General features: G+C 53.2%; 6 protein-coding genes. 4 read left to right on the top strand and 2 right to left on the bottom strand.

All coding sequences use genetic code 11. The features are described from left to right. Window positions 1-4: 4 nt before the first annotated feature. Complete coding sequence (locus F0Q04_RS15120; RefSeq protein WP_182341771.1) at window positions 5-1726, bottom strand: amino acid ABC transporter ATP-binding/permease protein; 1722 nt, start codon at window positions 1724-1726, stop codon at window positions 5-7. Next, window positions 1723-3453, bottom strand: coding sequence for a thiol reductant ABC exporter subunit CydD (cydD, locus tag F0Q04_RS15115; RefSeq protein WP_182341769.1), 1731 nt, complete (start codon window positions 3451-3453; stop codon window positions 1723-1725). Before cydD ends, F0Q04_RS15120 begins: the two co-directional genes overlap by 4 nt. Before the next feature lie 1265 nt (window positions 3454-4718). Here cydD and F0Q04_RS23900 point away from each other — a divergent pair. The 4 genes from F0Q04_RS23900 (at window position 4719) to F0Q04_RS24335 (ending at window position 12484) form a co-directional block, all read left to right on the top strand. Further along, the gene (locus tag F0Q04_RS23900; RefSeq protein ID WP_198424324.1) at window positions 4719-7886 is read left to right on the top strand and encodes an RHS repeat protein; all 3168 of its coding nucleotides are present in this window, start codon (window positions 4719-4721) and stop codon (window positions 7884-7886) included. Window positions 7887-8123: 237 nt separating this feature from the next. Continuing rightward, on the top strand, window positions 8124-11483 hold the full coding sequence (locus F0Q04_RS23895) for an NBR1-Ig-like domain-containing protein (protein WP_198424323.1): 3360 nt from the start codon (window positions 8124-8126) through the stop codon (window positions 11481-11483). A 13-nt stretch (window positions 11484-11496) separates the two neighbouring features. Then, window positions 11497-11913 (top strand): hypothetical protein, encoded by a 417-nt coding sequence (locus F0Q04_RS15090; protein ID WP_182341767.1) that lies wholly within the window; start codon window positions 11497-11499, stop codon window positions 11911-11913. A gap of 220 nt (window positions 11914-12133) precedes the next feature. Then, on the top strand, window positions 12134-12484 hold the full coding sequence (locus tag F0Q04_RS24335; protein WP_182341765.1) for a hypothetical protein: 351 nt from the start codon (window positions 12134-12136) through the stop codon (window positions 12482-12484). Window positions 12485-12557: the final 73 nt, after the last annotated feature.

Genomic DNA, 12557 nt, shown 5'->3' with positions numbered 1-12557 from the left:
CGGGCTAGCCAGGCCGCAATCGCTGCAACAGCGCTTCAAACTCCGCCGTGCCCTTGCGCGCTTGTGCCATGCCCTCTTGCAAGGGGGCGATCCAGACAATGCGGTCGGCGTGGCGCGCCTCGCGCTGCAAATGGCTGGCCATCACGATGGCGCCCTGGCCGCTGGCGGCCCGCTTTGCATGCCATTGCGCAATCGCATGCATCACCTGGGCGGCGGTCTGGCGGTCCAGGCCTTCGGTGGGTTCGTCCAGCAAGCCCAAGGGCGCTGGGTGCAGCAGCAGGCGGGCCAGCGCCAGGCGGCGCGATTCGCCCCCCGACAGGCCCGCGCCCTGGCTGCCCAGGGGCGTGTTCAGTTGCCCCGGCAGGGCGCCGATGACATCGGCCAGGCCTGCCGTTTGCAGTGCGGCCCACAGCTCGGCATCGCTGGCGTCAGGCCGGCCCAGGCGCAGGTTGGCGGCCACGCTGGCCTGGAACAGCTCCGTGCGCTGGGGCAGGCTGGCGCATGGCTTGCGCAGCACCTGGCCGGCACTGGGTGCCAGGTCGCCCGCGATCAGCGCCATCAAACTGGATTTGCCCGCGCCGCTGGGCCCTGCCAGCACCAGCCATTCGCCATCGGCCACTTGCAGATCGATCTGCTGCAGCAAGGCGCGGGCGCTGCCCGGGTGTTGCAGGCCCACGGCCTGCATGTCGACGGCCAGGCCGGCTGCCGGTGCGCGGTTGTCTGTGGCGGCGGTGTGGGCCGGCGTATCGAGCAGCGGGGCAATACGGCGCGCAGCGAGCAAGGTGCGGCCCGCCTCCATCGCACCACGGCGGATGTGGACGAGGGGCTCCAGCGCCGCGAGCAGCAGCAAGGTGGCCAGCGCGGCAATGGGTGCCCCAATCTCGCCCTTCTGCGCCAGCCAGGCCGCGCAAAGCAGCGCAGCAGCGGTGGCGCAGTGGCCCAGCATCGCCATCGCAACGGCCAGCTGCGATTCCAGCCGGTTGAGGCGGATATCGGCAGCCCACTGCTGGCGCTCTGCCGCAGCAATGCGGGCCATCTGGCGCTGCAGGCTGCCGGCCATCACCAGCTCGGTCTGCGCGCCCACCGCATCAATCACCTGGGCCCGCAGTTGCTCGCCGGCAAAACTGCGGCGCAGCGCGGTCATAAAGCCCTGGCGCACACACCAGGCCACGCAGGCCAGGCCACCGGCCAGCACCATGGCGCCCACCAGCAGGCCGCTTTGCCAGTTCAAGAAGATCGTTAAAGCCAATGCAGTCACGCAGGCGCTGATGAGCAGCGATACGGCGGGGGTGAGCAGGCGCAGGTAGACGGCATCCAGCGCATCGATGTCGGCGGTGAGGCGGTGCAGCAGGCGGGCAGGGCGCTGGCGCAGAGCCAATGCGGTATCTGCGGCGGCCAAGCGCGAGAACAGCTGCACCCGCAGGGCGGCCAGCACGCGCAACGTTGCATCGTGGGTGACGACCCGCTCGCTGTAGCGCGCGCCGGTGCGCAGCATCGAGAAAAAGCGCACGCCCGCGCCGGGCGCAAACACATCAAACACCACGGCCGTGGCGGTAGAAAGACCCGCCACATAGGCCGCGGTGAGGAACCAGCCCGACAAGCCCAGCAGCGCCATGCCGGCGCACACGGTGATCGCAGCGAGCAGACTGCCCAGCAGCATGCGCCGGCGGTAGGGCGATTGCGCAAACAGCTGGACGATGGGGCGCAGCGCGTTCCAGGCCTTCATGCGATGCTCCTCATGGCGGCGGGCAGGCCAGCGGCAATGGGCGGCTGGCTGCCATCGAGCGACAGCACCCGGTCCATGCAGGCGGCCAGAAGCGGATCATGGGTGGCCACCACCAAGGTCGCGCCGCGCGCTGCCAAGGCCAGCAGGCCCTGGCGCACAAACTGGGCGGTCTCGGCATCCAGATGGGCCGTGGGCTCATCGGCCAGCACCAGGCGGCAGCCAGGCGTGGCGGCTGCGCGTGCCAGGGTCAGGCGCAAGGCCTCGCCACCCGACAGGCCCAGGCCCCCGTCGCCCACCACGGCATTGCCGCGCAAGGCCAACACGGGGCCCAGGGCCGCGCTCTGCACCGCTTGCTGCAGTGCGGCCTCGTCGATATCTCGGCCCAGGCGAATGTTGTCCACCAGGCTGGCGGCCAGCACATGGGGCTTTTGCGCCACCCAGGCCATGCCGCTGCGCAGGCCGGCGGCGTGGGCTGCATCCATGGGTCGTCCATCGATGTGGATGCTGCCTGCGCTGGGCGCTGCCAGGCCCGCGATCAGCGCCATCACCGTGGATTTGCCGCTGCCGCTTTCGCCCCACAGCGCAACGCGCTCGCCAGCGGCAATCTCGGCGCTGAAGGCCTTGACCACCAAGGGGCTGTCGGCACTGTATTGAAAGCTGAGGTCTCGGATCGTCAGCGCGGCAGCCGCTGCGGTGTTGGCGCTGGCCGCGCGGTCCTGGTCGCTATCGCCACCACCCACCATCTGCGGGCCAGGCTGCTGCAGCGCTTGCAGTGCCTGCTCGGCCGCCACACCTGAGGCCTTGTCATGCCACACGGCCGATAGCTCGCGCAGCGGCTCAAAAAATGCCGGGGCCAGCAGCAGCACAAACATGGCCTGCGCCAAGCCCAAGGTACCGCCCCAGCTGCCAAACGGGATCTGGCCCAGCAGATGGAACCCGACATACACAGCGACCAGGGCCACGCCCAGCGCGGAGAAAAGCTCCAGCACTGCAGAGGACAGAAACGCAATCTTGAGCACGGCCATGGTGTTGGCGCGCAGCTGCTCTGCCGCACCGGCCAGCTGTTGCGCAACTTGCCCGACCGCACCCAGACCGCGAATACTGGCCAGGCCCTGCAGGCGATCGAGCAAAAACTGGTTCAGGTTGCCGACATCCTGCAAATGTTTTTTGCTGGCCGCCTCGGCCCGCCAGCCCACCAGCGCCATAAAGATGGGGATCAAGGGCGCGGCCACCAGCAGCACCAAGCCCGCCACCCAGGACAGGCTGAACACACAGACGAGGATGACCAGCGGCACCACCATGACCTTGGTGCGCGCTGTCGTGTAGCGAGCCCAGTAGGGCGTGATGTGGTCGGCCTGCTCGTTGAGCACACTGGCCGCCAGCCCGGCCGATGGGCGATGCGGGTGCAGGGGCGAGTGCAGCGCCAATGCCTGCAAGGCCTGCAGCCGCAGCTGCTGCGTGTGGGCGCGCGCTGCGGCAAAAGCGCGGCGCAGGCCATAGCCATCGACCAGGGCCCGCAGCAAGCCCAAGGCCAGGAACAGGACGCAAGCCTTGGCCAATGTCGACCAAGCCGCTTGCTGGTGGATCGCCTCAATCCCCCAGGCTATCACTGCCGCCTGCGGCAACCACAGCAAGGCTGCCAGCACCTGCCACCACGCGCCCTTCGCAGAGGGGCGCGTTGCCACAGCAGGGCTGATGGCGGAGGAGGTGGCGCGGGTGGATGGCATGGGGTAAGTTTTTAGTTTTCAGAAATTCTTGAAACTATTGTATATCCAAGATACTCATTAATTCAATTTATCGAATACCTGATACGAACTACCTTCGACGAAGGTGTGGCCCTTGTCTGTCAGCGAAAATGCGCAGATTGCTACTAAATTAAGAGCGCGCAAGGCTCTAAAAAACTAGATAAAGCAGAAATTGCTGCAGTCCAAAGAGCCTTCAGTCCTGGCTGCAGCACGGTGTTTCGGGCCCGCTTTGCCAAGAGCTTGAGCCGATTGTGTTGCCTAGAGTGTGAACAGAGCTTGCTGTAAGTCAAGAACAGCGCGGGTTCTCCCTAGGGGATGGGCTGGGGTTCGAAGGGCGTTGTTTGCCAGCGACTGGTTCTAGGAGCCGCTAACGCAAACCTTGATACATCGTTGCCTCGTCGGCCGTGCCAAGCCTTGTCGTCCTGTACTGCCTGCTGCTTGATGCCTCGTCGGGGGCGCCTAGCTTCCACCGTAAACCTTCCGTTTGCTGGGTCGTGTATGCGATTCCAAACAGGTCAGCGCTCAATTACTGGTGGCCTAACCCAAATAGCTCGGCCGAGGGCCTTGCATTCCTCAAGCTGGCGAACGGCTAAACAGGCGCGTGTTTCAGCCATCCGTACACCTAGAAGAAACAAATTTCGTCACCGCTTGATACGCTTACCAATCTAGCAAGGGATGAGGTTCTATCTATGGCCTACAAGTATAAGCAAGGAAGTTACAAATTCAGCTAGCTGAGGCTAAATGGCTGCCATGATTGGAGTGGATTTACCGCCATATTGGGGTGATTCATTGTGTCATTAAAGGATTGAATTAGTAAATTTTCATTTCTTAGAGCCTTCCTGTGGGTGCCAAAAACAGATGAACTGGATCGTGCATGCCCTCCGTGACTAGGTATGCTCCAGCGCAAAAAAGAGCTGGTACATCGGCATAAATGTTATCTAGGAAATTATTTGAGTTAATCAGCTAATTACATGTTTGTAAATGCAGATTGTAAGTTTCTCGTCAACATTTGGTGTCGCAATTAAATAATATTCATAGTCAATAATTATTGAAAATTTGACTGTCATTGGGAAAAGTATTAAATTTTGACGTCATATGATCCAGGAAAAACCACGGAAATTTCTTACCTGCGTGTAACTTATAAAAAGTGGTGCTCCCGGTATCGTTACCCGCAGCCATTGCGCAAATTCGCAATGGATATCGCGGTCAATACTAAAGTAACTGCCAATGAATAAAAGGGTGATCTTATGACTAAAAAGCTATATCGCTATTGTGCGTTTGTATTGATGACGATCTATGCGCATACTAGCTTTTCTCAAGAGGTCATACCTGATTTATACAAAGATCCCGGGCTGTATCCCAACCGGGATTATATTAATCAAAGCATCAGTGAAAATATTGATCCATTCTCTGGATCGTTGCAGCGTCAGTACGTTGACCTCCATCTTCCCGGAAATGGGGGGTTTGATCTTAAGGTGATAAGGTCTTACAACAGTTCTTCTGTTGAGCCACTGAACCCTGCGGCCTACGAATCGTCCTCTGGCGCTGGGGTAGGGTGGAGCATTCACTTCGGCCGCGTTTTAAAAAACAAAGAGCGCACCATCTGTTTGAATAAGAATGCCCAAACAGTGGCTGATAATCCAGTTCTGGAACTGCCAGATGGTAGTCGCCAACTCCTGGTATTTACTGGCAACTCATCGCCTCTGATGCTGACGACACAGCGATGGAGAGCAGACTGTATCAACAGTGGCGGATTAAGGGTATTTTCCCCAGATGGCATACAGTATGAGATGACCCATCTGGTGAACATGACTGGCGGCGTTAACCCTATATTTGCATGGTTCACCACCAAAATCATTGATAGAAACGGAAACAATGCCGTTATCAATTACAAAGCGAGTGCATCTTCAGAAATATCCAATATTGTGACCAATGACGGCCGCAACATAGCATTTACTTATGCCGACAGTGGTGCAAGAACTCCCAGAATCAGTCGAATCAGTAGTGCGGGACAAGCCTGGAATTATGGTTACCAGGCTGTGCCGAATGTCCTGTATAGCTACTTTTTAACATCGGTGACGCGGCCCGATGGCACATCTTGGAAATACCAATACAACGGTAATCTAAATACCTTGCCCGGTAGTCATGTGATGAGGAATGTGACCTATCCGCAAGGAGGTGTTATCAACTACACATACGATTTTGTATATTTTGACAGTCAGGCGAATCCATTGAGCCGAACGACGGTCGTCAAAGGCAAAAGCAGCAATAATGGCGGCAATTGGAGCTTTCGCTATGCCCCCGGCAGCCGCAACACGTATGACACTACTACTGTCACCACCCCTAGTGGCACCATCACCTATCAACATATAGGTCCCAATTACTCAAGCTCGGGTACGGTCTGGATGGTAGGGTTGCTAATGTCTAAGAAGACAGGTAATGCACAAACCGAAACCTACACCTGGGACAAACAAAAAATATCCAACGAAAACTATTTCAGGCCAGGTGCATTTGTCACCAAGGTAGATTCCGGACAAACCAACGCACCCATCCTGACCAAGAAGACCACGGTGCGCGATGGTGCAACCTATACCGTCACCAACAGCCAATTTGACGGCTATGGAAATCCAAGAACGGTTGTTGAGTCTGGTACTTCAGGTGGAAGCAAGACTACTACCATTAGCTACTACACGAATGCTGCTAAATGGATCATCAATAAGCCCCAAAATGAAAGCTTCACCGGCAGCTCGATAAGCCGCGCGTTCGATGGGAATGGAAACTTGACCTCTTTTACTGAGGATGGAGTCACTACCACTTATCGGTATGATTCGCAAGGCAATATGGTTGCAAAAACTCTGCCCCGCTCGCAGGTACATAACTACTCCAATTTCAAGCGAGGCATACCCCAGTCCGAAACGCAGCCCGAGAGCATTTCTATCAGAAGGCAAGTGGATGATGCTGGTAATGTCATATCGGAAACCAATGGAGATGGGCATACAACTAGGTTGAGATATGACGGTATGAACAGAATCACATCCATTGATTATCCTGCTGGCAGCTCAGTTTCGGTCGCCTACACTGCCACCACGAAAACAGCCACTCGTGGCGCATTGGTAGAGCGCACGGTGTACAACGGCTTTGGCCAAGCTACGGGGGTGACTCTGGGTGGTATCGCCCGAAAATTTACAGTGGATGTGCTTGGCCGCCGCACATTTGAGTCAGACCCAGATTCCAATGCCGGTACGAGCTACCAGTTCGATATATTGGATCGAATCACGCGGATTTCTAATGCAGACAATACCTCAAGCAATGTGGTCTACGGTGCAGGCACTAAGAGAGTGACAGATGAGCGCGGCAATGTGACAACCTATAGCTACAGATCCTATGGCGATCCGGATCAGCAACTGCTAATGGGTATTTCAGCTCCTGAAGCATCTGCAAGCGTGACCATTGCCCGAAATAGCAAAGGCCTTATGACGTCTGCCACCCAGGCAGGATTAACGCGCAGCTATAAATATAACAGCAATTATCATTTGGAGTCAGTGACTAATCCAGAGACTGGCGTCACAAAGTATGGACGCGATGCCGCTGGCAACATGACCTCTAGTGCGGTGGGCGCTTCGGCAACCACCCGCTATGCCTATGATGCACAAAACAGACTGACCTCTATAACCTACCCCAGTGGAACTCCAAATGTCAGTAATACCTACAGCAAGACGCACATGCCTCTAACGGCCAGGTCCTCAACAGGCAATCGTAGCTATAGCTACGATGCCAATGGAAACATGACCAGCGAAACGCTTCAGGTGGACGGGCAGACTTTCAAGGCCACATATTCATATAACGGCCTCGACCAACTCGCCTCCATCACTTATCCATCCGGAAAAACGGTGAGCTATTCGCCCAATGCGCTGGGGCGGCCAACGCAAGTTTCAGGCTATGTTCGAAATATCACCTATTGGCCGTCTGGTCAGCTGAGGCAAATTAATTATTTGAATGGCACGATCACGGAATATCAACAAAACGCTCGTTTATGGCCAAGTACGTTCACCACGCGCAGAGGTGGTGGGGTAAATTACAACAACAACTCTTACAGTTACGGCGGTGTAGGTAATTTAACTTCGATTCGAGATTCGGTAGATGCTGATTACAACCGTACATTAAGCTATGACAAAATAAATAGGCTGATTTCTTCTAATGGACCTTGGGGTTCAGGGGTGTTGGGTTATGGTGGCAACGGCAATATCACCAGTCAAAAATTCGGCAACAATACGCTCAGCTATAACTATGATAACAATAACAAGCTGACCAGCACGCAAAAAGGCGGTGTGGCTACTACTATAGCTACGATGCATATGGGAATATTGTCGTCGGTGATGGTAAGAAGTACACCTATGACAATGCCTCTAACTTGATATGTGTGGACTGCGACAACGCTGCTTCTAAAGTTGAGTATACCTACGATGCTCAAAACAACAGGTCGACTATCGTCAAAGCAGGTGTCAAGAGCTACGAGTTTTATAACTCCAGCCATGATTTATTGGTTGACTATTCACCCTCAGAGCTGAACAAGGCCACTGAATATATATATTTGGGCGGCAAGCGTATAGCACAGCGTGTTTTCCAATCGCAGAAATAGCATGGAGGGGATTATGACTAAAAATGCACGTTCAAAGCTAAAAAACTGTGTCTCATATTTTTATAAATTTGCATTTTTCATCGCACTACTTTTAAGTCTTGGTAATTTTGCACGTGCTCAGGATGACTCCCAGCTGTTCATGACTGCTGTGCAGCCAAGCATGATTGAGGGGGATATCTATCGATTTCAGATAGGATATAGAAACACGGGTACTACCACTTGGTCAGCCGGCCAAGGCTATGTCTTAGCATCTCCTCAAAACAATTGGAACGCGGGGCCTATCTCCATTAAGCCAAGTGAACCTATTCCTCCCGGCGGCGAGTTCAGTACCTACGTTACTGTAACTGCGCCGCCATGCTGTAACACCCGCCTTGATTGGCAAATGAGAAAGGGGCGTGGTGGATGGTTTGGCTCGACCGCATTTTGGGAGAAGGATAATTACTCGACTGGTACATTTATCCAGATTGTAAGAAGACCACGTGTCCCTAATCGAGCGAGCTTTTACTCCCAGGACGTACCCCTGCATATGGTTGGTGGGCAGACTTATACCGTCTCCGTGACGATGAAGAATACGGGTACCGCTACTTGGAGTGAGACTGGTCAGTACCAACTAGGTTTAAGAAATCCGGCGAATCCCACTCTTTGGGGTATAAATCGTGTGCCTGTAAAAGGCTCTGTAGCCCCAGATCAACTTCATACCTTTACATTTGACATCACAGCTCCGTCCGCATCAGGTACTCATAAACTGATCTGGCAGATGCTGCAGACGGGTGTCGAGTGGTTTGGCAGCTCATCTTTTATCCTCGATATCGATGTTTCACCACCACAGCCGAACAGCGCATCATTTGTAGCGCAAAGCTTGCCTGTAAATGTGGTTAGGGGCAGGCAATACAAGGCATCGGTAACGATGAAGAATACGGGTACGCAAACCTGGTCTGAGGGTGCGCACTATCGTCTCGGCTTTCAAAATCCCCAAGACAATGCCAGTTGGGGCTTGGGTAGAGTGCAGCTAACAGAATCCGTAGCTCCAGGGCAGTCGCATACATTCAACTTTCCCATCACCGCGCCCAATGCGCTGGGTACCTACCATTTCCAGTGGCAGATGGTGCAAGACGGTGTGGAATGGTTTGGTTCAAAATCAACCAGTCTTGCTATAGAGGTAACCGATCCCGCACCCAATGATGCTGAGTTTGTATCGCAAACGGTGCCGGACAATATGGTGGCAGGTCAGGCTTACATTGCAGCTGTGACGATGTTAAATACGGGTACTGCCACTTGGTCTGAAGATGCGGCTTATCGATTAGGATCGCAGGCGCCTCAGGATAATGTGCACTGGGGGGCATCTAGAGTCTTTATTTCCAAGCCAGTGCCACCTGGCGAGCAATACACATTCAGCATTCCGATCACTGCACCTCTGCCTTCCGGAACGTTCTCCTTCCAATGGCAAATGGTACAAGATGGAGTTCAATGGTTCGGCAGCCTATCCGATGAACTAAAAATACCGCTAATTGAGCCTGTTCCCCATAGCGCCACCTATGTATCGCAAAGCGTGCCGGCTAATATAGTTGCAGGACAGCAGTACAGCGCATCGGTAACGATGAAAAACACCGGTACTGTAGCCTGGACGGAGGCGGGCGGCTTTAGCCTCGGCTCTCAGGGCTCGCCCGAGAACATATGGGGAGTGTCAAGGGTAAATCTTGGCAATTCTGTTAACCCGGGGGAGCAGTACACGTTCAATTTTCAGATCACTGCACCCGCAACGCCTGACGCTTACGACTTTCAATGGCAAATGGTGCAGAGTGATGGGGCTTGGTTTGGAGATAAATCTGATAACAGAAAGATAGTGGTATCTGCTCCGCCGGGCAGCGACAGTGCCATCTTTGTGGCTCAGAATGTCCCCGCCCGCATGATTGCAGGCGATACACACCAAGCCTTGGTGACCATGCGCAACGCAGGTACCACCACTTGGACGAGCGGCAACGGCTACCAGTTAAAGGCGCAGAACCCGGCGGACAACAACACATGGAATGCGGGCCCAGTTGCGCTCAATGGCACGGTACCAGCGGGGATGGACTACACCTTCTCCTTCCCCATCACTGCGCCTGATGACCCTGGAAGCTATAACTTCCAGTGGCAAATGGCGAAGGGTACGCAGTGGTTTGGAGCCACTTCTACCAACGCCGTAGTGACTGTCTCTGAGTCAACGGGAACAGATGACGCAGCTTTCGTCTCGCAAAGCCTGCCAGTAACCACGATGACGGCTGGGCAAAGCTACACGGCATCCATCAAGATGAAAAATACCGGCACCTCTACTTGGTCCGCCGGCGACACGTATTACCTTGGTGCGCAGAATCCGCAGGACCCTGTCAACACCACATGGACCGCTACCGGCCGGGTGCCATTGGAGACCGCTGTAGCCCCTGGCGAGGAACACAGCTTTAGCTTCACTGTCACAGCGCCCGCAACGCCAGGCACTTACAACTTCCAATGGAAGATGCTCCGTGGCGATACCGCTTGGTTCGGCGCGCAAAGCACCAACATCGCTGTGCCTGTAGTCGCAGCAACCATCACAGAGACCATCACCTTCTTCCACAACGATGTCTCCGGCTCCCCCATGCTGGCCACCGATGCCAGCGGCAACCTGCTCTGGAACGAAAGCTATTTGCCTTATGGGGAACGCCTTAATGACATAGGTGATGGCGGCAATGCCCTTTGGTTTACGGGTAAGCCGCATGACAGTGATACGGGTTTGTCGTACATGGGGGCTCGGTACTACAATCCTGCATTAGGGCGGTTTATGGGTATCGATCCTGTGGGGTTTGATGCTGATAATTTGCATAGCTTTAATCGTTATGCTTATGCTAATAATAATCCTCATAAGTATGTGGATCCGGATGGCAGAGCATCTATAGTTGCGGTTTTAGGAGTTGTGCTTTTGTCCGGGGGGGCATCATATGCGCTTGCTCCTCCTAGCAGGCAGCAAGAGATGCGAGATTCGTTAGGGCGACTCGGACGTGCATTTAGTAATCTTTTTAATTCAGGATCTTCTGAATCAAACGAAAATTCTGCCTCTATTCCGCAGAGTTCAACCGACTCAAGGTCTGTAGCCTCTGGAGGGTCTCCTGATCCCGATGACGATGGTAAGCGTGAGCTTAGTCACAGTGATAGAAAATCGATTCGATCATATGAAAAGAGAATTGCCGAGCATAAAGAAAAACTGGCAGCATTTGAAAAAAATCCGACAGTAAGGCCCGGAATGGAGGGGCAGTCACAAAAAGAAATTGAGCGACAGCAGTTGCGAAGGGTTCAGCACTTAAAAACTGAAATACGAACGTTTGAAAAGAATATTGAAAAAATCATCAATGGAAAATAATGATCGGAGATATATGAAGTTGGGTAATTTGCAAGTTTTTAGTTTCGAGATGGGGATGGTTGATCTTGCGTCGGTGTGGCCAACCGTTTGTCTACTCAAAATTGAATCATTAAGTGATGAATTTGATTGGCAAAAATTAGTCGGTCTGTATATTTCTATGGGCTGTGAATATTTTATGATCTTGGGTAGTGCCGCAGAAGATGTCCACGAAGCTTTGGATTATGCAATCGATGATTGTAATTTGGGAGATTTGGGTATTCCCACTGCTATCCATGAGGGTGAATCTATTGATGACGTAGTTTGGTTTTTATTAAATTCTGCGATTCCTGGTGAAAAAGATGTTCGCTGTGTTTTTGGATACGACTATGAAGATAGTGCAGTTCGTGAAATTCTGGAGAAATTGCGTTTTGAATATTTAAGGAGGAAGTGAGTATTTAGTCCATGTCCTGAAGAACGATTGGTGCCTTCTGCTCATTTTTTTGTCCGTATACCTTAAGCTGCTCATAAAATTATCACTTAGAGGATTGTTTGATTATTTCTAAAATAGATATTAGATTAATATCCGAATGGCATTTGGCATGTAAATATTAAAAGATACTCAGTTTAAAAAATGATTTGTCTACAAAATAGAAATCGGAGCGCATCGAGAGGTGGTTCCGCTCATCACCACCAGATGGTCACCAGAAGCCTACAAAAGGCAATGGGTAAACACGCTAAGATTTTTTGTTGCATCCCGCTCCAGTCAATCTACTCTTGTCACATGCATTCAGTCTGAATCTGTTAGCTGCGGAATTATTTGTTTGGCCTTATTTAGAGTGGAAAATTTTGTTTATTTTCAAGAAATATTTACTCGTGAGAATTATCGACGATTTTTTCTCTCTCGCTGCATGGTAGAGGAGCATATGATTGTGAATGGAAGGTGCTTTCGAGGAATGCAGTCTATTATCGGAGTGGGCTTTGCCAATTTCAAATATTCAGGAATTCTTATTGTATATAAATGATGAGTATTTTGAGGAGCATCATTTGTTATGCTCGATTGACTGCATTTGTGTTGGCAATCTGTAGAGCTGTAAG

The organism is Comamonas koreensis, from assembly GCF_014076495.1.
GTDB lineage: Bacteria > Pseudomonadota > Gammaproteobacteria > Burkholderiales > Burkholderiaceae_C > Comamonas > Comamonas squillarum.
Note: the sequence above shows the minus strand (reverse complement) of the source record. Positions and strands in the feature narration are given on the sequence as shown.

What these genes read in the sequence shown, in the direction of transcription:
- F0Q04_RS23900 (WP_198424324.1), top strand. Translation starts at nt 4,719, where the DNA reads ATGACTAAAAAGCTATATCGCTATTGTGCGTTTGTATTGATGACGATC.
- F0Q04_RS15090 (WP_182341767.1), top strand. Translation starts at nt 11,497, where the DNA reads ATGAAGTTGGGTAATTTGCAAGTTTTTAGTTTCGAGATGGGGATGGTT.
- F0Q04_RS23895 (WP_198424323.1), top strand. Translation starts at nt 8,124, where the DNA reads ATGACTAAAAATGCACGTTCAAAGCTAAAAAACTGTGTCTCATATTTT.
- cydD (WP_182341769.1), bottom strand. Translation starts at nt 3,453, where the DNA reads ATGCCATCCACCCGCGCCACCTCCTCCGCCATCAGCCCTGCTGTGGCA.
- F0Q04_RS15120 (WP_182341771.1), bottom strand. Translation starts at nt 1,726, where the DNA reads ATGAAGGCCTGGAACGCGCTGCGCCCCATCGTCCAGCTGTTTGCGCAA.